Genomic DNA, 24,340 nt, shown 5'->3' with positions numbered 1-24,340 from the left:
GATGAGTACCATCGCCTTCGTCGGCCTTGGCCATATGGGCGGCCCCATGGCCGCAAACCTCGTGAAGGCCGGTTATGCGGTCCGCGGTTTCGACCTGTCGGCCGACTCGCTCGATCTTGCAGGAAGCAATGGCGTGACGACGGTTGCCTCGATCGATGAGGCAGTCTCCGGCGCCGACCTCGTCATCACCATGCTGCCGGCCGGCAAGCATGTGCTTGCGGTCTGGCAGGAACTGGTCTCCGTCGTGCCCCCCGGCACGCTGCTCATCGACTGCTCCACCATCGACATGGACAGCGCCCGCAAGGCCCATGCGCTGGCCGAGGCGCATGGCAGTCCCGCGCTCGATGCGCCCGTCTCCGGCGGCACGGGCGGGGCGGCGGCCGGCACGCTCACCTTCATGGTGGGCGGCGATGCCGCGGTCTTTGCCGGCGCGAAGGCGGTGTTCGAGGCGATGGGCAAGAAGATCATCCATTGCGGTGGGGCCTCCGCCGGCCAGGCGGCGAAGATCTGCAACAACATGATCCTCGGCATCAGCATGATCGCCGTGGGCGAGGCCTTCGTGCTCGGCGAACGGCTCGGCCTCACGCATCAGGCGCTGTTCGACGTCGCCTCCGTCTCCTCCGGCCAATGCTGGTCGCTGACCACCTATTGCCCGGTGCCGGGACCTGTCCCGACCTCGCCGGCCAATCGCGAGTATGAGCCCGGCTTCGCCGCGGCGCTGATGCTGAAGGACCTGATGCTCTCGCAGGCGGCGGCGAAGGATACCGGCGCGGCGACGCCGCTCGGCGCAAAGGCCGCGGCGCTCTACCAGCGCTTCGCGGACGAGGGTTTTGGCGACAAGGACTTTTCCGCCATCATCACCATGTTGCGGGACAAGGCAGGCGCCGAATAGCCGGCGAGGGAGGAACTGCGATGGAACACCCGATCATCGTCGAGCGGCAGGGCCGCGTCGTCATCGTCACGCTGAACCGGCCGGCGGCGCGCAACGCGCTGAATTCCGGGGTCATGCTCGCCCTGGCCGATGATCTCGCCCCGCTTGATCGCGACCCCGGCGTCGGCTGCTTCGTCATCCGCGGCTCGGAAAAGGCCTTCGCGGCCGGCGCGGACATCAAGGAGATGGCGGACAAGACCTTTGCCGAGATGTATGGCGAAGACTTCTTCGCCGCGTGGGAGCGTTTCGCCGCGTTGCGCACCCCGAAAATCGCCGCGGTTTCCGGCTATGCGCTCGGCGGCGGCTGCGAGCTTGCCATGATGTGCGACATGATCTTCGCCGCCGACACGGCCATGTTCGGCCAGCCCGAGATCAAGCTCGGCGTGATCCCCGGCATGGGCGGCACCCAGCGGCTGACCAGGCTCGTCGGCAAGGCCAAGGCGATGGACCTCATCCTCACCGGCCGGATGATGGACGCTGCGGAAGCGGAACGCTGCGGCCTCGTTTCCCGCGTGATCGCGGCCGACAGGCTGATGGAGGAGACGCTTGCCGCCGCCGAAACGATCGCCGGCTACGGAAAGACGGCCGCGATGGCCGCCCGCGAGGCCGTGGACCGCGCGCTCGAACTGGGCCTACGCGAAGGCATTGTCTTCGAGCGGCGGCTGTTCCACGCCCTGTTCGCAACGGCGGACCAGAAGGAAGGCATGGCCGCCTTCATCGAGAAACGGAAGCCGGACTTCACCGGGCGATAAGTGGATCGACGCCGGCCTCGGCGCATGCCCGGGTCGCCATGTCTTCTTCTGTCTCGAATGGCGGGGTGGAGCGCGTCATGTCGCGCCCCGCTTCGTCCACATGCCGCGGGGGGGGGCGCCCTGTGCGGGAAAACCAACTGCGCCGCGCAGTTGCGTCCTCATTTCCAGCTTCGATAGTCTGCGGCCGTGCATCCAAAGGGCGCCGGGCCGTCGGCGAAGCGCTTTTGCAGCTGGTCGCAGCCCCATCGGTTGAGGGCTTCCGGCATCAGGTCGTTGATGTCCATTCCCGGGGAATTGAACTGCGAGGGTGCGCTGGTCACGTACCAGAGCCAATAGCCGAAAATGCCGGCGGCGATGAGCAGGACGACAAGGAGGAACAGGCCCAGCCTTCGCGCCAGCGACAGCCCCGTCTTCACCGGAACAGAAGACGACGCCGCTGCCGGCCGGCCGGCTGGCGTTGCCGCATAGAGCGGCGCGAGGGCGTCCTCCCGCTCCCGATCCGACATCTCGATCCGCTCCAGCCGGTCATCCAGCAGGACGGGCAGGGACGTATTGCCGTGCCAGACGGCCAGCGCGACCGCATTGCTGCCGGCATCCCCGATGATGATCGGCTCCTGTCCGGCTTCGAAACGGGTGAAGGCAACGCGTTTGGTTTTCCGTTCGCTCAGCCTGTCCGCATAGGTGACCGCGAGGCGATTGCGTTTCTTGTCCATGCCGGTGATCTCGACCGGGATGGGGGTGAGGGGCGCGGGATGCCGCAACCGGCCGCGAACGCGAAGGATGCGCAAGGCAAGGAAGATCATCGCCAGGGATCCGCCGCCGAGCAGAAGGGCAAATGCGGCCAGCGTGATGATCCTGTTCCACAGCATGTCGAGCCCGAGGGTGATCGTGGCGAGATCCGGTCGATCCGCCGAAATCACAAGGCCCGTCTCGTAGCTTCCGGTGTGCATGTCGGCGAACATGACCTCGACGTCCTTGTCGTAACTCTGGCCGCCATGTTCGTAGGAGAGATCGACCTCGCAGGTGGTGAAGATGGCTTTGCGCGTCGTGCAGCTGCCTCTGATGTCGCCGTTTTCGATGACGAGCGGATTCTGACTGATCTTATAGTCGCGCAGAATGCCCGGCGCCTCCGTCGCCACCATGAAGACGGCGATCGCCAGCAGGATCGGCGTGGCGAAATAGTAGGCGAACGGCGTCGAAATCACCCCGCGCTTCAAGGTGAGGGGACGGGCGGGAAGCTTGATTGTGGGAAATGTCATAATCTGCCTGAAATCACTGCATTTTTTGAGGGGACGAAGAAAGAACGGCACAGGGTGGCCATAAATTCGGTGGGGAATCGTGCGCAACCTCGCGCCCCAGTGCGGATTCGTGACGCAGATTCAGGATTCTCGCGCACAGCCCCCATTTCCCGCCCGCGTCTTAGGCGGCCTGTTCTTCGACCCTTTCCGCCATGCCGGCGGAAGGGCGCAGGATCGGCGGCGCAGAGGAAGGTCGCATGATGCTGCGCGAGCGTCGCCCAGCTTGTGTGGGCCAGGATGTCGCGGCTTGCGGCGGGCACAAGCTAGGAAAAGCGCATGCCGGCCCTTCGCCATTCCCATCCGGTATCGGTGGGTGAGCAGGTGCATTCGCTGGGGCAGGTGGCAGGCCTCGGCGCATCGCTGATCGCGTCGGGATCGGGCCTTGTCCATCCTGTCCGCCGGTTTCTGTATCGCCGGCCTCAGCGCGCTTCTTCTTTCGGAGCTTGCGGCACGGGGCGAGGCACTGTCGATCGAGGCGCGCCGGTAGGTCCGGATGAGGACGGCCTCGGCATCAGGGCTGACTTTCGAGTGGTCGTGAGGAATCGATCGCCCGCCGCGGGGCGCTTGCCAGCCTTGGCCAAGGATGCCGCGCCCCATGCCGCGGATGGGCTTTGCCGCCCGGCGCGCGATTTGCCGAACCGGGCGGCCGTATCTATCAGGCTGCGGTGAGCTTCTTCTCGCAGCGCAGCAGCATGCCATAGAGATCGCGCGGCTCGTCGGGATCGGCGAGCAGGTCGAGTTCCGTGAACATCTGATGCTCGGCAATCTTCTCCCGCACGTAGCGCAGCGCGGAGAAGTCCTCGATGGCGAAGCCGACGCTGTCGAACAGGGTGATCTGGTCGGCGCTCCTGCGGCCCTCGGTCTCGCCGGTCATGACCTGCCAGAGTTCGATGACGGGATGCTCGGCCGGCAGCTGCTGGATTTCGCCTTCGATGCGCGTCTGCGGCGGATATTCGACGAAGATGTCGGAGCGCAGCAGGATATCCTTGCTGAGCTCGGTCTTGCCGGGGCAGTCGCCGCCGACGGCATTGATATGGGCGCCGGGGCCGACATGGTTGTCCGAAAGGATCGTCGCATATTGCTTGTCGGCGGTGACGGTGGTGATGATGTCTGCACCTTCGACAGCCTCTTCGACCGATCGGCACTCCTCGATGGTGAAGCCGAGGCCGGCAAGGTTCTCCGCGCATTTGCGCGTTGCCGACGCGTCGATATCGAAGAGGCGGAGCCTGTCGATCCCGAGAAGCGACTTGAAGGCGCGTGCCTGGAACTCGCTCTGCGCGCCGTTGCCGATGATGGCCATGGTGCGGGAATTCGGCCGTGCCAGGTATTTGGCCGCCACCGCCGAGGTCGCCGCGGTGCGCAGCGCGGTCAGGATGGTCATCTCGGTGAGCAGCATCGGATAGCCGTTGCCGACATCCGACAGCACGCCGAAGGCCGTCACGGTCTGCCGGCCGTCGCGGGTGTTCTTCGGGTGGCCGTTGACATATTTGAAGCCGTAGAGCGTCCCGTCGCTGGTCGGCATCAGTTCGATGACGCCTTCCTTGGAATGGGACGCGACACGCGGGGTCTTGTCGAAGACTGGCCAGCGCCGGAAGTCTTCCTCGATCGTCGCCGCCAGTTCCGTCAGGAACCGGTCGATGCCGACCTTCAGGACCAGCTTCATCATGTGGTCCACGCTGACGAACGGAACCACGTTCAATTTCGGATCAGTGTTCATTTTCCCTCCAACCAGGAACAGCGGGCTCAGCCTGCAAGCGTCGGGCGATCCATCACCCGCTTGCCCATCAGGCTGGCAACAAGATCGACGAGCAGCTTTGCGGTCTTGCCGCGTTCGTCGAGGAACGGATTGAGCTCGACGATGTCGAGGCTCGTCACCAGGTCGCTGTCATGCAGCATTTCCATGATCAGGTGCGCCTCGCGGAACGTCGCACCGCCCGGCACGGTGGTGCCGACGGCCGGCGCGATATCCGGCTCCAGGAAATCGACGTCGAAGCTGACATGCAGGAGGCCGTTTGCGGCCCGGACCCGCTCGATGAAGGTGCGCACGAGGACGCCGACGCCGTGCTCGTCGATCACGCGCATGTCGTGGACCGTTATGCCGGTCTTCCGGATGGCGGCCTGTTCGGCGGGATCGACGCTGCGGATGCCGATCATGCAGACATTTTCCGTGGGCACGGCATGGGCGAGCGCCGGGAAGTAGCCGTCGAAGCCGGCCTGGCCGGTATAGTAGGCGACGGGGGTGCCGTGCAGGTTGCCGCTGGCGGTCGTTTCAAGGCTATGGAAATCCGTATGGGCGTCCAGCCAGAGCACGAAGAGCGGCCGGCCGCGTTCGGCGGCCCGACGCGCAAGGCCCGGAACGGTGCCGGCGGATATCGCATGGTCGCCGCCGAGGAAGATCGGCATGCCGGCCTCGCCGTGCTCGTAGGCGGCGGCCGACAGTGCCTCCACCCAGGCCACCGTCTCGCCGAGATGGTGCACGGCGGCGTTCGGATGCGGCATCTCGTCGAAGGCGCGGGGCGTGAGGTTGCCGATATCCTTCACCGTGTGGCCCAGTTCCTCAAGCGCCGTGCGAAGGCCGGCGATGCGAAGGGCGCTCGGCCCCATCTCGCAGCCAAGCTGCCCTGCACCGATTTGCAAGGGCGCGCCGATCAGCGTGCACTCCATGACTTAACTCCTCATTGTTTTTCCAGATTCTAGAAGCCCCGAGCGGCAGATTGAATATTGAATTTTGGCATCTCGGAATGCCATATTGATCATAATGAGAAGCCAGGAAACCAGATTGGCATGGACGAGCTCGACCAGAAGATCGTGACGCTGCTGCGTGGCAACGGGCGCAGGAGTGTTTCGGACCTCGCTTTGGAAACCGGAGCGTCGCGGGCGACCGTGCGTGCCCGCATCGAGCGGATGGAGCAGGACGGCACCATTCTCGGCTACACGGTGATGCTGCGTGCCGATGCCCTCGAAGATGTCGTTCGCGGCGTCATGACGATCGAGATCGAAGGCCATGTGACCGATCGCGTGATCCGCACGCTCGGCGGGTTCGCCGAGATTTCACAAATCCACACGACGAACGGCCGGTGGGACCTGCTGGTGGAGCTCAGTGCCTCAAGCCTTGCAGAGTTCGACGCCGTCCTGCGCAAGATCCGCCTCGTGCCGGGCATCACGGGCAGCGAAACGAGCATCCTCCTCTCTACGCCGCGCTCGACGAGGGCGAAACTGTAGCGGCCGGAATCCGCAGGATGGGCCGACATGTCGCGCTTGCCCGAAACCGACCGACTTCAATCAGTCGGAGGAAACGGCGGCAAACACCGCCCGTTGCGCGTCGAAGGCCCTCTTGTAGGCGGGGCGGTCCTTGCCGCGGGCGATATAGGCGGAAAGGACCGGATAGTCGTCCAATATGCCCGATCCCTCCAGCCTGCGCAGAACGGTGACCATGAGAAGGTCGCCCGCACTGAAGGCGCCGTCGAGCCATTCGGCACCGCCGAGCCGGCGGGAGAGCTCGTCCAGCCGCGGGCGGATACGGCCTTCCAGGATCGGCAGGCGCTCCGCATACCAGGGTTTGTCGCGTTCCGTATAGCCCGGTATTTCGCGGTCGAGGATCGGCGGCTCCACCGTGCTGAGCGCGGCGAACATCCAGGTGATCGCCCGCGCCCGCGCATTGGCATCGTCCGGCAGCAGGCCTGCATGGCGCTCCGCGATGTGGAACACGATACTCCCCGATTCGAACAGGACGAGAGCGCCGTCCTCATAGGTCGGGATCTGCCCGAAGGGATGAAGCGCAAGATGCGCGGGCTCTTTCATGTCCTTGAACGTGAGAAGACGAACCGCGTAAGGCTGGCCCACCTCCTCAAGCGCCCAGCGAACGCGCATGTCACGCGCCAGGCCCCGGCCGCGATCGGGCGATTGGGCAAAGGCGGTTATGGTGATCGTCATGCTGTCCTCCATAGCGTGTCTGCTTGAAGACGACCGGCTGGACGGGATTCCGACACATCTGCCCGAGATACTTTTCGCCGTTCCAGCCAAGAGGCCTGCTGGCGCGGCAAGGCCGGCTGCGCGCCGGCCCCGCGTCTTCCTTACTCCATCGTCTTCAGGAAGGTTTCGGCCGTGGCGCAAAGCACCGCGGCACCCTGCGGCAGGGCGGCCTCGTCGATGCGGAATTGCGGATGGTGCAGGGGATGGATCGCGCCGGCCGCCTCGTTGCGGATGCCCAGGCGGAAATAGACCGACGGGCATTTCTCGCTATAGAAGGCGAAGTCGTCGGCCGCGGTCCAGCCGGGCGCCGACAGCACGTTGTCCGGCCCGACGATCGCCTTGCCGGCCTGCCGGACGATCTCGACCATTTCCGGCGCATTGACGACGGGCGGCTCGCCCCGTTGCAGGCCGACCGCGACCGTCGCGCCATGCGTCGCCGCCACCCCTTCCAGGACCTGCCGCAGCCGGCGCCACGCCTTTTGGCGGGTCTCCTCGTGGCCGCTGCGGATGGTGCCCTTCAGCCGGGCCTCGGCGGCGATCACGTTGTAGGCGCCGCCGCCCTCGATGCCCGTGACGGAAATCACCAGGGGATCGTAGGGATCGATCTCGCGCGCGACGATCTTCTGCAGTTCCGTCACCATTGAGCAGGCGACGGCGATGGCGTCGATGCCGTCGGCGGGCCGGGCGGCATGCGCGGAATTTCCGGTCACGACGACGTCGAAGATATCGCAGGCCAGCGTATAGGGGCCGGCGCCGACCGCGATCCGGCCTGTCGGTGTATAGGGATCGACATGGATGCCGATCGCCGCGTCGACGTCGTCGAGAAGGCCTTCCGCGACGACCCGCCGTCCGCCGAGCGGTTCCGCCTCCTCGGCGGGCTGGAAGATCAGCCGCACGGTGCCGCTGAAGGATTGCTTGCGCCTGTCCAGCAGGATGGCGGCGGCGTAGCCCATCGCCGCATGCGCATCATGGCCGCAGGCATGCATCACGCCCGGCTTCTCTGAGGTGAAGGGCTCGCCCGACATCTCGATGATCGGCAGCGCGTCGATATCGGCGCGGATGACGACCTTGCGGTTGGAGGGGCCGGCCGTGCCGACGATATCGACGGCGAGGCCGAAGCCGGCGACCGGCCGGACCGGGCCGAGCCCCGCCTCCTCCAGCGCCTGCTTCAGATAGGCCTGCGTCTCGCGCTCCGCATTGGAAAGCTCCGGATTGCGGTGGAGGTGGCGGCGGATCTCGATCATCCGGCGCGCGAGGCCCTCGTCCACTGCCGCCGTGTCGGGCTCAGGCCTTGACATGGATGTCCCGGGGGAAGTCGGTCAGCGTCTCGCAGCCGGTTTCGGTGACGAGGATCGTCTCGCTCACCTCGATGCCCCAGCCGTCCATCCACATGCCGAGGATGGAGTGCAGCACGTTGCCGGGCTTCAGGATGGTCGTGTCGCCGGGGCGCAGGCTGATCGTGTGCTCGCCCCAATCCGGCGGATAGGCGACACCGATCGAATAGCCGATGCGCGATTCCTTCTTGAGGCCATGGCGTTCGATGACCCGCCGCCAGCTCGCTTCCACCGCCTCGGCCGTCACGCCCGGCCTGATGCTGGCGAGGACGGCCTCCATGCCCTCGAGGACGGCCTTGCTCGTATCGCTCACCTTGGCCGGCATCCTGCCGAGCTGGAGGGTTCGCGCAAGGCCGGCCGTGTAGCGGCGGACGACGCCGGCAAGTTCGAGCGCGACGGTCTCGTTCTCGCCGAAGCGGCGGTCGCTCCACATGACATGCGGCGCGGAGGCATTCTCGCCGGCGAGGATGGTCGGGGGTAGGGCGGTGATGTCGCCGGCAAAATCCGGCGCGCCGGCAACCTGGGCGGCCTGGATCCGGGCGATCGCGTCGCATTCGCGCACGCCCGGCGCGATGGCGTCATAGGCCGCGCGCACCGCGGCCTCGGCAAGGCGCGAGGCCTTGCGCAGATAGTCGACCTCGGCCGGCGACTTGACGCTGCGGATCCAGTTCACCAGTAGGTCGGCGTCGTGGAAGGTGGCGTTCGGCAGGCCCGCGGTCAGGCGGGCATGGGCCTTCGGCGAATAATAATAGGCTTCAAGCTCGATGCCGATATTGCCGCGGCCCCAGCCCTTCCGGCTGATCCAGGCGGCAATCCAGTCCATCGGGTGGCGGTCGGCCCGCTGGACATGGTCCTCCGGGAAGCCGACGACGTTTTCCGGCTTCATCCAGGCCGTCAGCAGGCCGCCGGCGGCATCCATGGCGCGGCCGATCCAGACCGGCTCCTCGTCGACGAGCGGCACCAGCACGACCTGGGGCGTATAGAAGGACCAGCCGTCATAGCCGGTGATGTAATGCTGGTTGGCGACATCGTTGACGACGAGGAGGTCGAGGTTGCGTCGCGCCATTTCCGCGCGGATGGCCTGGAGCCGGGCTCTGTACTCGGAAAGGGCGAAGGGTAGTTCGATCATGAGAAAGGCATCCTGATTGACGAAACGGGAATGTCAGGCGGTTGCGAGCAGGCGGCACGCGGCCTTCGGATCGGGCGCGATGCCGCACTGCCGCAGGCTGGCCCAGGCGGCCGCCAGATTGCTGGTGACGACCGGCAGGCCGGTCTGCCGTTCGATCTCGGGGGCGCATTGCGCCGCGCGCAGCGCCGTGCAGGCGATGAACAGGGCTTCGGTACCGGCAGCGATGCCTGCGGCGAGCCGGACGATCTCCGCGTGCGGCAGGCGCGCCATGTCACGATCGTCTTCCATGCCGAGGCAGACGAGGCGATCGACGGCAAAGCCGTTCGCCTCGAAATAGGCCTGCATGGGTTCGGCCGTCTGGCGGATATAGGGTGTCAGGATGCTGATGCGTCGCGCCTTCAGCGCACGCAGCGCCAGGACGGCCGCGCCGGCCGGCGTGATGACGGCGGCGCCCGGCTTGCCCTCGCGGATGGCGGCCGCGACAGCCTCTTCGCCGATGACAACCGAGGCCGAGGTGCAGCCATAGACGACGGCGTCGAGCGCCTCGCCCGGCAAAAGCAGGGCCGCCGCCGCGGCAAGATGGGGATGCATCGCACGGAGATTGTCCGGCGTCGTGGGGTTCGCATAGCTGACGCGTGTCACATGCACGGCAATGTCGTCGCTGGCGACGAGCCTGCGGAAATCCGCCTCCACCGTATGGTCCGTGGCGAGCGCGATCAGGCCGATGCGCCGGGCCGCGGCGCGGGCCTCCAAGGCCGATTGATGCTGGATTTCCTCGATCATGCGCGCTCCGCCGCTGTGGGTGCCGCCATTCAGCCGCGCGGAGAAATGCATGTCAATCTGGGAAAAAGACACATGTCAATTTCCGACGCGTGTCGTGCAAAGCGCCAGACGATCTTGCGACGACGAGATTCTTGAAGCAAGGGTGCGAAGTGCAAGGAGGGATCGCGGCGCTTCAGGGTGCCAGGACGCTCCGGTCGGGCGCGGCGCGCAGCAGCGAGGCGAGGATGTCGAGGCCGGCGCGCAGTTCGTCGGCCTCGGTCGCGCCGAGCGATACCCGGACGGCGCCAGCCGGCGCGCCGGACAGGGAGAAGGGCGTGCTTGGCGCGACCGCCACGCCGCGGGCGCGCGCCTGGGAAACGAAGGCGGGCTCATCGTGCTCCGGCGGAAGCGGCAGCCAGAGATGAAGCCCCTCGGGATGTGCGCGGTAGGCGGTGCCCTGAAGCACCGCGGAGACGATCCGATGCCGCTGGCCGAGGGCCTCGCGCTGCCAGTCCACCAGCGCCTGCATCGTGCCGTCGGAGAGCCACAGCGTGGCGATCTCTGCCATGACGGGCGTCGCCATCCAGTTCGCCATCAGGTGCCGGTTGGCGATAGTGGCGGCAAGATGATCCGGCGCGGCAACATAGCCGATCCGCAGGCCGGGAAGGGCGACCTTGCTGAAACCGGTGATATAGACCGTCCGTTCGGGCGCCAGCGCCGCGATGGGGCGCGGCCGGCGGGAGAGAAGCGGGCCGAACACGTCGTTTTCGATGATCGTCACGTCATGTCTGCGTGCCGTCTCGGCGATGGCGCGGCGCCGGCCTTCCGACATCAGCGAAGCAGTCGGGTTGGCAAGATTGGGCTGGAGGGCGACCATGCACACCTCCTCCCTGCGGCAAGCCTCCTCCAGCGCTTCGGGAACCATGCCGTCCGCGTCCGCGACGATCGGGCGGAGCCGGATGCCGAGATAATCCGCAAGCGGCCGGATGACATGGTAGCAGACCTCCTCGGTGGCAAGGATCGCGCCGGGGCTTGCCGCGGAGAGGAGGGCGACGGTAAAGGCCGAGGAGGCTCCGTTCGTCACGAGCAGGTTGTGCGGCGCGGTTTCGACGCCGAGCATGGAGAGCCACGCGGCTGCGGCCTCATGGTGCCGCGGAAAGATGGTGTTGGGCCGGAAGGACAGGGCCGCGGCAGACGGAACGCCATCGCCGAGCCGGTGCAGGGCGTCCTTCATCCTTTCCAGGTGAAAGGGCGTGCAGACGGGCGTGACGATCGAAAGGTCGATCTCGTTCGCCAGCCGCTCCGCGATATAGGGCGACTGCGGTGCGGAGCCGCCTGCCTTGACATAGGTGCCCCGGCCGACCTCGCCGGAAACCAGCCCGCGGCGGGCAAGCACGTCATAGGCCTTGCTCACCGTCTGGATCGAGATCTTCAGGTCATAGGCAAGATCACGATGCGGCGGCAGCTTGTCATTCTCGGCAAGCCGGCCGCTCTTGATCGCCGCCGTGAACTGGTCCGCGAGGGAGATATAGACGGGCCGCCGCAATTGGCCGGGATCGGGGTGCCATTTTGTCATGCATTCTTGTCGGCCAAATGCATGGCAATTTCAATCGGCAACGACATTCCTGGCCTCACTGCTGGAAGCGGACACCCTTCCATGTCGCGGCGCTGAATTGTCACGTCGCGCGCCGCATTAAAGTGGTATATCATTTGCCACATTAAAAGGAGAGGCCCATGAACGAGGAAGAAACCCGCAAGCCCCTGGTGTTTTCCGGCGAGCACGTCAGCGGCCGGGACGTCAATGGCAGCAGCCTGATGCCGATGCTCGTCGTCGGGCTGGTTCTGATTGCGGTCGGCTATGCGGGCGTGATGGTCTTCGTCTAATCAGGACAAGGGGCGGCACGACGGCCGCGCCCGCATTCACGGCCATAGCGGCTGATTCCGTCGCGGTTGCGGATTTCTGCGCTGCGCCGGATCTTGCCCGTGTCACCCTGTTCAGGGGTACGGGGCCGGTGGCGTGCCGGCCCTGCAGGCAAGAAAAAAGCCCCCTGCAGCAGCTGCAGGGGGCTGGGAGCGCGGGTCGGCGTGGTGTCCGTCAGGCGGCGTAGGCTTGGCGTACAGCCTGCGGCGCGTTCCTTGCCCTGTCGAGGCGGAACTGGGCGAGCAGGGCGGTCAGCGCTGCCGCCTCTCCGGCAAGGCCGTGGCTGGCCGCCGTCTGTTCCTCCACCATGGCGGCGTTCTGCTGCGTGCCCTGGTCCATCGTGTTGACGGCGGTGTTGATCTCCTGAAGGCCGGTTGACTGCTCGCGGGCGGCCGTGACGATGGCGTTCACATGGCCGTTGATCTCCTGCACCTCACGCACGATGGCCTCCAGCGCGGCGCCCGTCTCGTCGACGAGGGCGACGCCGGAGCGGACCTGCTCGCCGGATGCGGTGATCAGCGCCTTGATCTCCTTGGCGGCATTAGCCGAACGCTGGGCGAGCTCGCGGACTTCCTGCGCCACGACGGCAAAGCCCTTGCCGGCCTCGCCCGCGCGGGCCGCTTCCACGCCGGCATTGAGCGCAAGGAGGTTGGTCTGGAAGGCGATGTCGTCGATGACGCCGATGATGTTGGAGATCTCGTGCGAGGACTTCTCGATGCCCTGCATGGCCGAGACGGCGCGGCGCACCACCTCGCCGGACTTCTCCGCACCCTGGCGGGTGCGCGAGACGAGCGAACCGACCTCCTCGGCGCGGCGGGTGGAGTCCTTCACGGTCGTGGTGATCTCCTCCAGCGCGGCGGCGGTTTCCTCGACGGACGCTGCCTGCTGCTCCGTACGGCGGGCGAGCGCATCGGCGGAGCCGCGGATCTCGTTCGCGCCGCTGTCGATCGCCAGCGCCTTCTCGCCGACGGTCGACATGGCCTGGTGCAGGCGGGTGACGGAGTTGTTGAAGTCGATGCGCAGGCGGTCGAGATCGCCGACAAAGGGGGTGTCGATGCGCGAGACGAGGTCGCCGTCGGCAAGGCGGCCCAGCGCATCGGCGACCGTCTGGACGGCAAGCGCGACGGTCTCGGCCTCCTGCGCCTTGATCGCGTCGCGCTCGCGGCGCTCCTGTTCGCCCAGGGCCTGGTTTTCTTCCGCCGCACGGGCGAGGCGCGCGCGCTCGATGATGTTTTCGCGGAAGACGGTGACGGCAGCCGCCATCTGGCCGATTTCGTCGCTGCGGCCAGCATCCGGGATCTCCTCGGAAACGTCGCCGCGCGCCAGCTTGCTCATCATGCCGGTCATGCGCACCACCGGCCGCACGACGAGGCTGGACAGAAGCAGGGCAAGAACGCCGATCATGGCGAGAACGCCGACGACGGTGGCGATGGTGGCGGCGATGCGGAATTCGGAAATGCCGGCATAGGCCATGTCGCGGTCGACGATCAGGCAGAGATACCAGCTGTCGATCACCGGCAGGCCCGTGACCTGCACGAAGCGCACGAGGACGCGCTTGCCGTCGAGCTCGGTTTCCGTCAGCCCGGTCGCCTCGATCGACGGGGTTTCCTGCGGGAAGACCTCGGTCAGGGGCTTGGCGACCAGATCGCCGTTGGGATGGACGAGAACCGTGCCGGACTTGTTGACGAGGAAGGCGGAGCCCATGCCGCCGAGATCGACCTCGCCGATCATGCCGAGCAGGCCCTGCAGGGGGAAGTCGGTGCCGGCGATGCCGAGCAGCTTGCCATCACGCTTGACCGGGGCGGTGGCGCTGATCACCAGCTTCTGCGAGGCGGAATCGACATAGGGATCGGTCAGCACCGGCGCGTCGAGCCTGACGGTGTCCTTGTACCAGCCGCGCTTGCGCGGGTCGTAGCCTGCCGGCATCGTCGCGGCGGGAATGCGGGTCATGGTGCCGTCCTCGCCGCCGAAATAGACGAGGGCGAATTCGCGGCCGAGCAGCGCGTTGTCGAAACCCTTGAGGATCTCCTCGGCATTCTCCGCCCGGGCGACGCCGGCGCCGGCGAGCTCGGTCAGCATGACGCGGGCATTCAGCCAGTTGGCAATGCCGGTGGCCGCCAGCTCGCCGGCGGATTCGATCTCGGAGGCTGCTTCCCTGGAGAGCGTATTTCGCTGAAGGCTGTCGATATAGACCGAAAAGCCGCAGAAGGCCGCAATGACGGCGAGCGAGGCGGCCAGAAGAATTTTGGTCATGAGATTGAAACGTACACTCAAGGAAACCCCCCAGTATTCCAATGCCGACCGCACGCGTCTTGCGGGCACGGGCTCGGCACAGCAGATGTCAGGAAAAACGCGCCTTCATGGCAGCCGGCGCGAGAACCGCGCGCTTGCGATCGGTAAAATTGAACAGAGTTCGTTAAGACGAACCTAAGGCGGAGACATTTGCCTGGCCTGACGGCGAAATAAGGAGGAGCCGACGTGCCTGTCCTGTGCTAGGCCCCTGCGCTCAGTCCGGCTTGTAGCCGTGCCGGGCAAAGAAGCGGTCGAGTTCCCGTTTCCGGGGGATCTCTCCGGTATAGATCGCGATATAGTCGGGGATGCGCTTCATGCGCAGCGCGATATCTTCCGTGGATTGCATCGAGATATACCCGATCTGGACGAGATAGGTCGTTCGCGCGCGAACGTCCGCCGCGCCCTCGTCATAGCCGAACCGCACGAACATGCGGCCGAGCGCCTCTATTCTCGCCTGGTCGGCCGCCTGCACCTCCGCCAGGATGTCCGGCGATTGCAACGCCCAGCTGCGCACGGCGAACTCGAACTGGGAATCGAACAGGTCCTTGTCCAGCCAGCAGTCGAAGACGTTGAGCATCGCTTCGGCAAGCGTTTCCGCATAGGCCCCGGACTGCTTCACGAGATTGCCCGTGTTCTTCTCCCGCCAGCGCGCGATGAGGGCATCCAGCAGTTCCTCCCGGTCCTTGAAGAACCAGTAGAAGCTGGTGCGGGACAGATTGAGCCGCTTGGCGAGCGGCAGGATCTTCACCGATTCAACACCGGACTCGAGCAGGCAGTCGTAGGCGGCCTCCAGCCACCCTTCCGGGGAGCCGCGCCAGCCGCTGTCACTCGTCGCCTGTTCCATGGTGCCCTCCTAACAAATCCGGTATGTCGCGGCAAGTGGAATGTACAGTCATGTCGATATTATTGACTATGGTGTTTTGGATGTTGACACATGTGTACATTTCCCCTTACCGTTCGCGAAAGTCCCCCAAGTCCGGAGCCCGTCGCATGTCGAACGATCCCCTGCTTCAGCCCTATCAGTTGAAGCATCTGACCCTGCGCAACCGCATCATCGTCACGTCGCACGAGCCCGCCTATCCCGAGGACGGCATGCCGAAGGGGCGCTACCGGGCCTATACGGTGGAGCGGGCGCGCGGCGGCGTGGCGCTGACGATGACGGCCGGATCCGCCGCCGTCTCGAAGGACAGCCCGCCGGTCTTCAACAACCTGCTCGCCTACAAGGACGAGATCGTGCCGTGGATCCGGGAAATGACCGACGCCGTGCATGAAGAGGGTGCGGCGATCATGATCCAGCTCACCCATCTCGGCCGCCGCACGCGCTGGGACAAGGGCGACTGGCTGCCCGTCCTTGCGCCTTCCCATCATCGCGAGGCGGCGCACCGCGCCTTTCCCAAGAAGCTGGAAGACTGGGACATCGCGCGCATCATCAAGGATTTCGCCGATGCCGCCGAGCGCATGAAGGCGGGCGGCATGGACGGGGTCGAGCTGGAGGCCTATGGCCACCTCATCGACCAGTTCACCTCGCCGCTGACCAACGAGCTCGACGGTCCCTATGGCGGCTCGCTCGACAACCGCCTGCGCTTCTGTTTCGACGTGTTCAGGGCGATGCGCGAAAGGGTTGGCGAGGATTTCATCCTCGGCGTGCGCTACACGGCCGACGAATGTCTTCCCGGCGGGACCGGAAAGGCCGAGGGCCTGGAAATCTCCCGTCGTCTCAAGGAAAGCGGTCTCATCGACTACCTGAACGTCATCCGCGGCCATATCGATACGGATCCGGGCCTGACGGACGTCATCCCGATCCAGGGCATGGCAAGCGCGCCGCATCTGGATTTCGCCGGCGACATCCGCGCCGCCACCAGGTTCCCGACCTTCCATGCGGCGAAGATCCAGGATGTCGCGACGGCGCGCCATGCGATCGCCACCGGCAAGGTCGACATGATCGGCATGACCCGCGCCCACATGACCGACCCGCATATCGTGCGCAAGATCATCGAAAAGCGCGAGGACGACATCCGTCCCTGCGTCGGCGCGAACTACTGTCTCGACCGCATCTACCAGGGCGGCCTTGCCTTCTGCATCCACAATGCGGCGACCGGCCGCGAGGAGACGATGCCGCATGCGATCCCGAAGGCGGCGGTGCGCAGGAAGGTGGTGATCATCGGTGCCGGCCCGGCCGGCCTCGAAGCGGCGCGGGTCTCCGCCGAACGCGGCCACGAGGTGGTGGTGTTCGAGGCGGCGAGCGATCCGGGCGGCCAGATCCGGCTGACGGCGCAGAGCGAGCGGCGGCGCGAAATGATCGGCATCATCGACTGGCGCATGAGCCAGTGCGAGAAGCACGGCGTCACCTTCCACTTCAACAGCTGGGCCGAGGCGGACACGATCCTTGCCGAAAACCCCGATGTCGTGATCGTCGCGACGGGCGGCCTGCCGCATACCGAGGTTCTTTCGAAGGGCAACGAGCTGGTGGTCTCCTCCTGGGATATCATTTCCGGCGACGTGAAGCCGGGCACCAACGTGCTCGTCTATGACGATGCCGGCGACCATGCCGGCCTGCAGGCGGCCGAACTGATCGCCAGGGCGGGCGGCAAGGTGGAGATCATGACGCCGGACCGCGCCTTCGCGCCCGAGGTCATGGCCATGAACCTCGTTCCCTACATGCGCGCGCTGCAGAAGCTCGACACGACCTTCACCGTCACCTACCGGCTGGAGGCGGCGGAAAGAAGCGGCAACCAGCTCATCGCCCATGTCGGCAGCGATTACGGCGGTGTCAGCAAGCAGCGCACGGTCGATCAGATCGTCGTCAACCACGGCACCATCCCGCTGGACGATCTCTATTTCGAATTGAAGCCGGGTTCGAAGAACCTCGGCGAGGTCTCCTACGACGACCTGCTTGCCGGCGCGCCGCAGACCGTCGCGCGCAATCCCGACGGCGCCTACCAGCTCTTCCGGATCGGCGATGCGGTCGCCGCCCGCAACACGCATGCGGCCATCTATGATGCGCTGCGCCTTGCCAAGGATATCTGAGACCATCCCCGCGCGCCGGTGCCCTGCAAAGGCGTCCGGCGCGCCGCTTCGGCGGAAGATCGCCAGGCATTCCGGTTTGGCATGGACAAACCGGTTGACATTGCGCTTTGCCGGTGTCTTCTTCCTGCGGGCATCGCCATTGCCTGCATTCCCTGGAGGAACGGGCGCAGCAGAAGAATTCGGAACCGTTGTATGCCGGCAATCATCATCAACCGTATGATGGAATTCTTTTCCAGCCTGGCCCTCGGCTAGGACGCCGGCTGTTCTACATCCCTTGACGGGATGAATACATGAAAAGCCGGAATCTGTTCATGGCGAGGGCGTCGTCGTCGCCTATAGCATTGGCATGCCCGCCAAATTTCCGACTTGTCTGCCGGTGTCCTCGTCCGGTGCTCCGTCGCCGCTGCGAGGCCGCCTGAACACTCCATCTGAAATCACCGAAAGGAGGGGACATGAAACGCATCGATCTCTTGGCTCGCCTCAAGGCGGCCGAAGGCAATGATCTCTACAAAGGCAAGCGCATCGGCTCCCTCAGCGCCTATATGAGCGATGAGCAGCTTGAGAAGCACATTCGCGATATCGAGGATCGGATGCATGCGAACCGGCCGCGGCCGGAGTGAGGACGCGTGCCGCGCGGCCTTGAAAAACACGCGCGAGATCGGGCGGCGTGGTGCCGCCCGATTGCCTCAGTTCCAAGGCGCCTTCGTCCGCATGTCTGCCCGGTGGCGAATCATATAACAGCGGAATTCCAGTCAACTTTATGCGGTAACGGCAGCGTTTCACGTCGTCCCCTTCGGCTGCCCGGAGAAAGCATGTCCCATTCATCGCCCGTCACGCTCGCCGGCGCGACGTTCACCGATATGACGCTCGGCACGGGCGACCAGCCGCACCGGATCTTCCTCTATCGCCCGCCAAGGCCCGCGCCGCCCCAAGGTTGGCCCGTTCTCTACATGACGGACGGCAATGCCTGCTTTGCGACGGCTGTCGATGCGCAGAAGGTGCAGATGTCCTATCCGAGCGGTACGAACATCTGCGATGGCGTGATCGTGGCGATCGGCTACCCCTCCGATGAGGCCTATGATCCCTTCCGCCGTTCCTGGGATCTCAGCCCGCCGCCCGGCCGGACCTATCCGCCGTTCTTTCCCGATACGCCTGACGTCAAGACCGGTGGCGGCGACGGTTTTCTTTCTGCGATCGAGGACGAGGTGAAGCCCTGGGTCGAACGGCAGGTGCCGATCGACCGGTCTCGCCAGGCGCTTTTCGGCCACTCCTTCGGGGGGCTGTTCGTGCTCCATGCGCTGTTTACCAGGCCCCACGCCTATCGGCGCTGGATCGCGGCAAGCCCGGCGATCTACTGGGAGGATGCGGCCATTCTGTCGACGGAGCAGGCGTTTCTGGAGCGTTCCGACGTGCCTGCGGGCATCGAACTGCACCTTTCGGCGGGGCAATACGAAAGCGAGACGCGCATAGCGCCCTTCCACAAGGGCCGGCCCGACGAGGCGCAAAGACAGGCCCGTGCCCTCGAAACCCGAACGGTGGAGCTTGCCCGGGCGATGGCGGAACGTTGGGAGGCGTCCCCGGACCTCGCGGGTGTTGCCCGTTTCGAGGAATATGCCGGCGAGAACCATATGTCCGTTCTGCCCGTTGCGCTCAACCGCGCCGTCCAGATCGCCTTCCGGCAGGAGAAATAGGTCCGACCGGGAGAACGCCCGTCGGCCGTGGTGCGCAATCGGCGACCGGGATGGAAGACCCCGCGCGCCGGAGCGCGCGGGGCGGGGATCAACGGGAGTGCTGAAGCCAGAAATCCTGCCAGTCCTGCAGCTTGGCGAAATCGTCCTGGCTCGTTTCGGAGTGGTTGACGTAGAGCTTGTCGACATGGTTCGCGATGCCGGAGACCTCGCTCTCGGGCATCTTGGCCTCCGTGTTGGTCGAGATCTTGCCGTCGCCGAGCTGCGGGGCCATGCCTTCCTCGGTCATCATGAAGCGGGCGAAGAGCTTTGCGGTGTTCGGGCTCTTCGTGCCGGCGGCGATGACGGCGACGCGCGGCGTCAGCTGGCCGATCCACGGCTTCATCTCCTTGCAGATGCCCATGCCGTAGCCGTCCTTCTTGGCGTCGCGGAAGATGGCGGCGGAAAGGAAGCCGATCGGCGGCTTTTCCTCCTCCGCGCCGACGATCGGTCCGACATCGGTGTCGCTGCGCGTGACCTTCGGCTGGTTCTTGGCAAGACGCTTGACCCATTCGGCCGTCGCGCTCGCCTCGTCGGTCGTCAGCTCTTCGCCGAACTGAGCCTTGTAGGCCTCGCGCATCGCGGCGTCCTCGTGCGTGGCGAGCTGGTTGAACCAGAACATCGTCTCGTTGCGCAGCAGCGGATCGGGAATGGCGACGCGGCCCTTCCATTCCTCGGTGGTCAGCGCCCAGAGATTGTCGACCGGGCAGGTCTCGCCGTTGACGTCGGTATTGTAGGCGAAGACCCAAGGGTTGTTGCTGGTGATCGCCGGGCTCTGGTAGGCGGCCGGGATCTTGTCCTTGAGGTCGGGCGCGAGCCAGGAGATGCCGAAACCCTGCGGCAGGATCTGGCTGGTCACCGAGGGCAGGTTGCTCATGTTGAAGACGTCGGTGCGCACATTGCCGGCGGCCGCTTCCCGGGCGATGACCTGTTCCTGGTCCTGGCCGCTCATCTTCACGCCGGTCGCCTTCAGCCCGTACTTCGCCGAGAAGTTCTCGGCCATGGTGACGATCTTGCCGGTCGCGTCGATGACCGTGATCGGTTCTTCCTTCCTGGCTGCCTCGATCAGCGCCTCCAGCGAATAGTCGCTGTCGGGAATGCCGATCTCCTTGGCCTCCTGAGCCATGGCGCCTGTCAGGCCCATGGCCAGGACGGATGCGGTCGTGAACAGGCAGATCAATGTCTTAGGCATCATTTCCTCCTTTGCCTCGATGGCGCATGCCCCGTCACAGGGCGATGCGATTCCTGTCCCGGTCGAAAAGGTGCAGATGCTGCCTTTCGACCCAGAAATGGGTGGTCTCGCCCGCGGCCTTGCGCGGGTTTTCGGTCGCGATCGCGAAGAAGCGGCTGCCGTCGACGTCGAGCTCGACGATCCAGCTGCCGCCGGTGGGCACGATGTCGACGATGGTTCCCCGGCCGGCGGCGCAGCGCGCGGCCGCCGCCTCGTCGAGATCGGCAAGACGCACGGCCTCCGGCCGGATGCCGGCCGAGGCGACCGGCGTGCCGTCGATCGCGAAATGCGCCAGAAGGCGATCGACCCAGCCATGCAGCGGACCGGATTGCGCTTCGCCCCGCTCGACGATGTTGATCGGCAGGCTGCCGACGAATTCCGCGACGAAGCGGTTGGCGGGGCGCTCGTAGATGTCGTCGGGCGTGCCGACCTGCTGCAATTCGCCCTCGCTCATCACGGCGATGGTCGTCGCCAGCGTCATCGCTTCCCATTGGTCGTGGGTGACGAAGACGATGGTGGAGCCGGCTTCCGCATGGATGCGCTTCAGTTCCGCGCGCATTTCCAGCCGCAGCTTGGCGTCGAGGTTGGAAAGCGGCTCGTCGAGCAGGATGACGGACGGGTTCAGCGCCAGCATGCGGGCAAGCGCCACGCGTTGCTGCTGGCCGCCGGAAAGCTCCGCCGGGTAGCGGGCGGCATAGCGGGCGATGCCGAGTTTGGTCATCACCCGCTCGACGGTGGCGTCGCGCTCGGCGGCGGGCGTCTTGCGCAGCTTCAGGCCGAAGGCGACGTTCTCGCGGATCGTCATGTGCGGCCAGAGGGCGTAGTTCTGGAAGACGAGGCCCATATTGCGCTTTTCCGGCACGGTGAAGACGCCGTCGGCGACGGAGACGATCGGCTTGCCGTCGACGAGGATGCGCCCGCCGGTCGGGTGTTCGAGGCCGGCGATCATGCGCAGCGTCGTCGTCTTGCCGCAGCCGGAAGGGCCGAGCAGGCAGAGGAATTCCGACTTGCCGATTGCCATGCTGAGATTGCCGATGGCGGCAGGACCGCCGCGGCCATAGGTCTTGCGGATGTTTTCCAAGGTGATGCTGGACATTACTTGCTTCCCATGCCGTCTGAGAGGTTGGCCCGGCCGATCTTCTGGACGAGCATCGTGCCGGTGAAGGCGACGACGCAGAGCATCAGGACGACCGCATTGGCAGCCTGGCTGTAGCCGTAGTCGACGAGGCGGATTGCGTAGGTGGTGAGCAGGTCCGTGCCGGGAACGGCAAGGACGACGACGAGGCTGAGCCCCTTGATGCCGGAAATGAAGGGCAAGAGGATCGCCGAGACGAGGGCGCCGCGCTGGATCGGCAGCACGATGGAGCGCATGCGACGCAGCCAGCCGGCGCCGACGATCTGGCCGGCCTCTTCCGGCTCGCGGCCGAGCTGCATCATCGAGGCAATGCCGGCGCGCGAGGCGAAGGGCATCTGGTCCGCGAGGATCGCGAGCACGAGGATGACCGGCGTGCCGTAGAGCGCGGGCAGCGGCGGACGGGGAACGGCGAACATCGAGAGATAGGCGGCTGCAAAGGCGATGCCCGGCACCAGATATGGCAGGAAGGTGACCTGCCGCAGCGCAACGGAGACGAAGCGGACGGGCGAGCGCGCGACGGCATAGCCGACAAGCAGGCCGAGCACGCCGGCACCGAGGGCGGCAAGGCCCACCATCCACACCGTGTTCCACAGTGCCAGCCAGAATTCGCCGGTCAGGAGAATGCCCTGGCGCAGCGCGGTCGTGCCGAGCTCGGTGCCGATCCAGTAGTCGAGCGTGAAATTGTCGAGGCTGAAGGCGCCCGGCACGCGCATGACCGTGGTCAGCGCCAGCGCGACGAGCGGAATGCCGGCGCTGAAGATGAAGACGGCAAGCGCCCAGAGAAAGGCGGGCGTCTGCCACTTGCCGAGCGGCGTGGCGCGCACCATCGCGCCCTTTGAACCGATGGTGACGAAGCGTTTTGCTTCCTTCAGGAGGCGCATGTCGATGAGGATGGAGAAGGTGCCGAGCAGCACGATCACGCCGGCAAGCACGGCGGAGGCGCCGGCCTGGCTGGTCGAGATCGCCCGGAACAGCGAGGTCGCCAGCACGTCGAAGCCCACCGGCACGCCGAGCACATAGGCGACGCCGAAATCGCCGAGGCACTTGGCGAAGATCAACGTGGCGGCCGAAATGAGCGAGGGCAGCATCAGCGGCAGGATGATCTTGCGCGCCACGTCGAACGGGCCGGCGCCGAGGCTGCGGGCGGAATCCTCCAGCTGCGTGTCGAACTGCTTCAGCGCATTGCCGAAGAGGAGGATAACAAAGGGCGCATAGTGCAGGGCGAGGATGAGCGCGATCGGCAGGGCGCCATAGGCGAGCCAGTCCGGCGGGGTGACGCCGAAGGTCTCCATCCAGCCGGGAAGCCCGCCCGTCGTGCGGTTCTTGAAGAGGGTCAGCCAGGCGAGCGCGAAGGTCCAGGACGGCAGCATGTAGGGGACAAGCAGGGCCGTCGAGAGCCACTTCTTGCCGATGAGGTCCGTGCGGGCGAGCAGCCAGCCGATCGGGCCGCCGACGAGGAAGGCGATGGCGATTGCGCCGGCGGAGATGATCGCCGTATTGGCGAGCGGCCACCAGAAGAGGTCCCGTGCGATAGGCGAGAGGAGGACGCGGTTGAGGTAGTAGAGCGTGAACGCGCCGAGCTCCTGCCTGGTGCGCGCGGTATCGGCGAAATGCACCGTGACGGCGTCCGCGAGCAGAAGCAGGACGGGCGCGAGGATGAGATAGGCGAAGACGGCGAGCAGGGCGAGGCCGAGCAGCAACGTCGGATCCGCGCTGTTGACGCGCATCAGGTAGGAGACGCGTCTCCAGGGTGAGGCCGGCTCGGGACGCGAACGGTCCTCCGGCAAAGGGATTTGCAGGGTCATGGGCTCACTCTTGCGTGCGGGACGAAAGGGGTTCGGGCGTGTCAGTCCGGTAAGGCGCCGACCGCGGCGACGACGTCGCGGACCGCCTGCCAGGCCGTGTCGTAGCGGAGCGGCAGGAACTGTTCGTCGCCATTGAAGGCCGCCGTCATCTCCGGCGGAAAGCGGAAGGCGAAGAAACAGGCCGTCAGCTTCTTCGTCAGCGCGGGATCGAGGTCGTGGGCATGGGCGAAGGACGATGTCGGGAACAGTGGGCTCTGATAGAGGATCCGCAGGGCATTGCGCTCCACCGCGCCGCGCTCCACCAGCCGCTCGAGCACGTCGGAGGCGACGGCCGCCATGTCGTAGTCGCCGGAAAGCACGCCCATCACCGACTTGTCGTGCGCGCCGGAGAGGATCGGCCTGTAGTCCGTATCGGGAACCAGGCCTTCGACGGGAAAGAGCGCCCGGGGCGCGAGATTGCCGGAATTCGATGCCGCGGAGACATGGGCAACGCGCTTGCCCTTGAGGTCCGCAAGTGTCTGGTAGGGCGAATCCGCCCGCACGATGGCGACCAGATGATAGCCGCGCAACGCGCCGTTCTCGCCCTTGCCGGCAAAGGGCACCGCCCCCGCCTTGTTGACGGCTTCAACCGTCGGGCCGGTGGAAAAACCGGCGAAATGCAGGCGCCCGGCGCGCATCGCGCTGATTTCCGCCGCGCTCGACTGCACCGGATAATAGACGATCTGGCGGTCGAGACATTGCGACAGGTGCTGCGTGAACGGCCGGAACAATTGCGCATAGACCGCCGGATCCTCGATAGGGGCGAAGGCCCAGACGAGCGTATCGGGATTGCGCCACTTGGCCGGATCCGACGGCAGGTCCGCCACGAGGTCACCGTCGGCGTCGCAGTAAGCTTCGTCCAGGCCGGTTCCCGGCCGGCACGGATCTGCGCGGGCCGTGACGCTGCCGGCCGACAGGAAGCCGACCAGCATCATGCAGGCTGCAATGGCGCTGTAGCGTTTCATTTTATCCTCCCGAAGGGTTT

21 protein-coding genes are annotated in these 24,340 nt (G+C 65.8%); 7 read left to right on the top strand and 14 right to left on the bottom strand.

Translation table 11 applies throughout. From position 1 onward, the window contains the following. The first annotated feature begins 1 nt into the window (after position 1). Both mmsB and AABF56_RS30485 read left to right on the top strand, forming a co-directional pair. On the top strand, positions 2 to 892 hold the full coding sequence (mmsB, locus tag AABF56_RS30490; RefSeq protein ID WP_272808673.1) for a 3-hydroxyisobutyrate dehydrogenase: 891 nt from the start codon (positions 2 to 4) through the stop codon (positions 890 to 892). A gap of 20 nt (positions 893 to 912) precedes the next feature. After that, a complete protein-coding gene (locus AABF56_RS30485; RefSeq protein ID WP_272808674.1) occupies positions 913 to 1,683 on the top strand; it encodes an enoyl-CoA hydratase in 771 nt (256 codons plus the stop codon). Between the two features lie 158 nt (positions 1,684 to 1,841). On the opposite strand, the gene AABF56_RS30480 is transcribed toward AABF56_RS30485, so the two are convergent. The 3 genes from AABF56_RS30480 to rocF all read right to left on the bottom strand — a co-directional run bounded on the left by AABF56_RS30480 (position 1,842) and on the right by rocF (position 5,645). Continuing rightward, positions 1,842 to 2,942, bottom strand: coding sequence for a hypothetical protein (locus AABF56_RS30480; RefSeq protein ID WP_272808675.1), 1,101 nt, complete (start codon positions 2,940 to 2,942; stop codon positions 1,842 to 1,844). Positions 2,943 to 3,636: 694 nt separating this feature from the next. After that, positions 3,637 to 4,698 carry an ornithine cyclodeaminase gene (gene ocd / locus AABF56_RS30475; RefSeq protein WP_272808676.1) on the bottom strand — a complete coding sequence of 354 codons (1,062 nt, stop codon included), beginning with the start codon at positions 4,696 to 4,698 and terminating at the stop codon, positions 3,637 to 3,639. A gap of 26 nt (positions 4,699 to 4,724) precedes the next feature. Beyond that, on the bottom strand, positions 4,725 to 5,645 hold the full coding sequence (rocF, locus tag AABF56_RS30470; protein ID WP_244768715.1) for an arginase: 921 nt from the start codon (positions 5,643 to 5,645) through the stop codon (positions 4,725 to 4,727). Between the two features lie 120 nt (positions 5,646 to 5,765). On the opposite strand from rocF, the gene AABF56_RS30465 reads away from it, so the two are divergent. Beyond that, the gene (locus AABF56_RS30465) at positions 5,766 to 6,203 is read left to right on the top strand and encodes an Lrp/AsnC family transcriptional regulator (RefSeq protein WP_023517321.1); all 438 of its coding nucleotides are present in this window, start codon (positions 5,766 to 5,768) and stop codon (positions 6,201 to 6,203) included. A 60-nt stretch (positions 6,204 to 6,263) separates the two neighbouring features. Here the strand turns inward: AABF56_RS30465 and AABF56_RS30460 are convergent, their stop codons facing one another. The 5 genes from AABF56_RS30460 to ehuR form a co-directional block, all read right to left on the bottom strand. After that, a complete protein-coding gene (locus AABF56_RS30460) occupies positions 6,264 to 6,914 on the bottom strand; it encodes a glutathione S-transferase family protein (protein ID WP_244768717.1) in 651 nt (216 codons plus the stop codon). A 140-nt stretch (positions 6,915 to 7,054) separates the two neighbouring features. Next, positions 7,055 to 8,251, bottom strand: coding sequence for a M20 metallopeptidase family protein (locus AABF56_RS30455; RefSeq protein WP_272808677.1), 1,197 nt, complete (start codon positions 8,249 to 8,251; stop codon positions 7,055 to 7,057). Continuing rightward, the gene (locus AABF56_RS30450) at positions 8,238 to 9,416 is read right to left on the bottom strand and encodes a M24 family metallopeptidase (RefSeq protein WP_272808678.1); all 1,179 of its coding nucleotides are present in this window, start codon (positions 9,414 to 9,416) and stop codon (positions 8,238 to 8,240) included. The genes AABF56_RS30455 and AABF56_RS30450 overlap by 14 nt, the downstream gene beginning before the upstream one ends. 33 nt (positions 9,417 to 9,449) lie before the next feature. Next, positions 9,450 to 10,199, bottom strand: a complete 750-nt coding sequence (locus AABF56_RS30445) for an aspartate racemase/maleate isomerase family protein (RefSeq protein WP_272808679.1) — start codon at positions 10,197 to 10,199, stop codon at positions 9,450 to 9,452. Between the two features lie 172 nt (positions 10,200 to 10,371). Beyond that, positions 10,372 to 11,754 carry a MocR-like ectoine utilization transcription factor EhuR gene (gene ehuR / locus AABF56_RS30440; protein WP_272808680.1) on the bottom strand — a complete coding sequence of 461 codons (1,383 nt, stop codon included), beginning with the start codon at positions 11,752 to 11,754 and terminating at the stop codon, positions 10,372 to 10,374. Between the two features lie 158 nt (positions 11,755 to 11,912). Here ehuR and AABF56_RS30435 point away from each other — a divergent pair, with 158 nt between their 5' ends. Continuing rightward, positions 11,913 to 12,062 carry a hypothetical protein gene (locus tag AABF56_RS30435; RefSeq protein ID WP_272808681.1) on the top strand — a complete coding sequence of 50 codons (150 nt, stop codon included), beginning with the start codon at positions 11,913 to 11,915 and terminating at the stop codon, positions 12,060 to 12,062. A gap of 211 nt (positions 12,063 to 12,273) precedes the next feature. Here the strand turns inward: AABF56_RS30435 and AABF56_RS30430 are convergent, their stop codons facing one another. Then, positions 12,274 to 14,373, bottom strand: a complete 2,100-nt coding sequence (locus AABF56_RS30430) for a methyl-accepting chemotaxis protein (RefSeq protein ID WP_272808682.1) — start codon at positions 14,371 to 14,373, stop codon at positions 12,274 to 12,276. A 232-nt stretch (positions 14,374 to 14,605) separates the two neighbouring features. Beyond that, positions 14,606 to 15,235, bottom strand: a complete 630-nt coding sequence (locus AABF56_RS30425; RefSeq protein ID WP_272808683.1) for a TetR/AcrR family transcriptional regulator — start codon at positions 15,233 to 15,235, stop codon at positions 14,606 to 14,608. 146 nt (positions 15,236 to 15,381) lie between these two features. Between AABF56_RS30425 and AABF56_RS30420 the strand changes: the two genes are divergently transcribed. The 3 genes from AABF56_RS30420 to AABF56_RS30410 all read left to right on the top strand — a co-directional run bounded on the left by AABF56_RS30420 (position 15,382) and on the right by AABF56_RS30410 (position 19,109). After that, positions 15,382 to 17,418 carry an NADH:flavin oxidoreductase gene (locus AABF56_RS30420; RefSeq protein ID WP_272808684.1) on the top strand — a complete coding sequence of 679 codons (2,037 nt, stop codon included), beginning with the start codon at positions 15,382 to 15,384 and terminating at the stop codon, positions 17,416 to 17,418. Positions 17,419 to 17,870: 452 nt separating this feature from the next. Further along, on the top strand, positions 17,871 to 18,038 hold the full coding sequence (locus AABF56_RS30415; RefSeq protein WP_272808685.1) for a hypothetical protein: 168 nt from the start codon (positions 17,871 to 17,873) through the stop codon (positions 18,036 to 18,038). Positions 18,039 to 18,230: 192 nt separating this feature from the next. After that, the gene (locus tag AABF56_RS30410) at positions 18,231 to 19,109 is read left to right on the top strand and encodes an alpha/beta hydrolase (protein ID WP_272808686.1); all 879 of its coding nucleotides are present in this window, start codon (positions 18,231 to 18,233) and stop codon (positions 19,107 to 19,109) included. 88 nt (positions 19,110 to 19,197) lie between these two features. Here AABF56_RS30410 and AABF56_RS30405 read toward each other — a convergent pair whose 3' ends face one another. Genes AABF56_RS30405 through phnD form a run of 4 tightly spaced genes read right to left on the bottom strand, consistent with a single transcriptional unit; the run spans position 19,198 to position 24,320 of the window. Next, positions 19,198 to 20,337 (bottom strand): ABC transporter substrate-binding protein, encoded by a 1,140-nt coding sequence (locus tag AABF56_RS30405; protein WP_272808687.1) that lies wholly within the window; start codon positions 20,335 to 20,337, stop codon positions 19,198 to 19,200. 34 nt (positions 20,338 to 20,371) lie between these two features. Then, complete coding sequence (locus tag AABF56_RS30400; protein ID WP_272808688.1) at positions 20,372 to 21,472, bottom strand: ABC transporter ATP-binding protein; 1,101 nt, start codon at positions 21,470 to 21,472, stop codon at positions 20,372 to 20,374. Beyond that, positions 21,472 to 23,316: an ABC transporter permease gene (locus AABF56_RS30395; RefSeq protein WP_443021251.1), complete on the bottom strand. Its 1,845-nt coding sequence runs from the start codon at positions 23,314 to 23,316 to the stop codon at positions 21,472 to 21,474. The genes AABF56_RS30400 and AABF56_RS30395 overlap by 1 nt, the downstream gene beginning before the upstream one ends. 41 nt (positions 23,317 to 23,357) lie before the next feature. Then, positions 23,358 to 24,320 (bottom strand): phosphate/phosphite/phosphonate ABC transporter substrate-binding protein, encoded by a 963-nt coding sequence (gene phnD / locus AABF56_RS30390; RefSeq protein ID WP_272808689.1) that lies wholly within the window; start codon positions 24,318 to 24,320, stop codon positions 23,358 to 23,360. Positions 24,321 to 24,340 lie beyond the last annotated feature (20 nt).

The organism is Shinella sp. WSC3-e, from assembly GCF_945994535.1.
GTDB classification, from domain to species: Bacteria; Pseudomonadota; Alphaproteobacteria; order Rhizobiales; family Rhizobiaceae; genus Shinella; species Shinella yambaruensis.
Note: the sequence above shows the minus strand (reverse complement) of the source record. Positions and strands in the feature narration are given on the sequence as shown.

Excerpts from the sequence above, each read along its gene's own strand:
- AABF56_RS30410 (WP_272808686.1), top strand. The coding sequence starts at position 18,231 with ATGTCCCATTCATCGCCCGTCACGCTCGCCGGCGCGACGTTCACCGAT.
- AABF56_RS30460 (WP_244768717.1), bottom strand. The coding sequence starts at position 6,914 with ATGACGATCACCATAACCGCCTTTGCCCAATCGCCCGATCGCGGCCGG.
- AABF56_RS30480 (WP_272808675.1), bottom strand. The coding sequence starts at position 2,942 with ATGACATTTCCCACAATCAAGCTTCCCGCCCGTCCCCTCACCTTGAAG.
- rocF (WP_244768715.1), bottom strand. The coding sequence starts at position 5,645 with ATGGAGTGCACGCTGATCGGCGCGCCCTTGCAAATCGGTGCAGGGCAG.
- ocd (WP_272808676.1), bottom strand. The coding sequence starts at position 4,698 with ATGAACACTGATCCGAAATTGAACGTGGTTCCGTTCGTCAGCGTGGAC.
- mmsB (WP_272808673.1), top strand. The coding sequence starts at position 2 with ATGAGTACCATCGCCTTCGTCGGCCTTGGCCATATGGGCGGCCCCATG.
- AABF56_RS30415 (WP_272808685.1), top strand. The coding sequence starts at position 17,871 with ATGAAACGCATCGATCTCTTGGCTCGCCTCAAGGCGGCCGAAGGCAAT.
- AABF56_RS30425 (WP_272808683.1), bottom strand. The coding sequence starts at position 15,235 with ATGGAACAGGCGACGAGTGACAGCGGCTGGCGCGGCTCCCCGGAAGGG.
- AABF56_RS30405 (WP_272808687.1), bottom strand. The coding sequence starts at position 20,337 with ATGCCTAAGACATTGATCTGCCTGTTCACGACCGCATCCGTCCTGGCC.
- AABF56_RS30450 (WP_272808678.1), bottom strand. The coding sequence starts at position 9,416 with ATGATCGAACTACCCTTCGCCCTTTCCGAGTACAGAGCCCGGCTCCAG.
- AABF56_RS30485 (WP_272808674.1), top strand. The coding sequence starts at position 913 with ATGGAACACCCGATCATCGTCGAGCGGCAGGGCCGCGTCGTCATCGTC.
- phnD (WP_272808689.1), bottom strand. The coding sequence starts at position 24,320 with ATGAAACGCTACAGCGCCATTGCAGCCTGCATGATGCTGGTCGGCTTC.
- AABF56_RS30455 (WP_272808677.1), bottom strand. The coding sequence starts at position 8,251 with ATGTCAAGGCCTGAGCCCGACACGGCGGCAGTGGACGAGGGCCTCGCG.
- AABF56_RS30445 (WP_272808679.1), bottom strand. The coding sequence starts at position 10,199 with ATGATCGAGGAAATCCAGCATCAATCGGCCTTGGAGGCCCGCGCCGCG.
- AABF56_RS30465 (WP_023517321.1), top strand. The coding sequence starts at position 5,766 with ATGGACGAGCTCGACCAGAAGATCGTGACGCTGCTGCGTGGCAACGGG.
- AABF56_RS30400 (WP_272808688.1), bottom strand. The coding sequence starts at position 21,472 with ATGTCCAGCATCACCTTGGAAAACATCCGCAAGACCTATGGCCGCGGC.
- AABF56_RS30435 (WP_272808681.1), top strand. The coding sequence starts at position 11,913 with ATGAACGAGGAAGAAACCCGCAAGCCCCTGGTGTTTTCCGGCGAGCAC.
- AABF56_RS30420 (WP_272808684.1), top strand. The coding sequence starts at position 15,382 with ATGTCGAACGATCCCCTGCTTCAGCCCTATCAGTTGAAGCATCTGACC.
- ehuR (WP_272808680.1), bottom strand. The coding sequence starts at position 11,754 with ATGACAAAATGGCACCCCGATCCCGGCCAATTGCGGCGGCCCGTCTAT.
- AABF56_RS30395 (WP_443021251.1), bottom strand. The coding sequence starts at position 23,316 with ATGACCCTGCAAATCCCTTTGCCGGAGGACCGTTCGCGTCCCGAGCCG.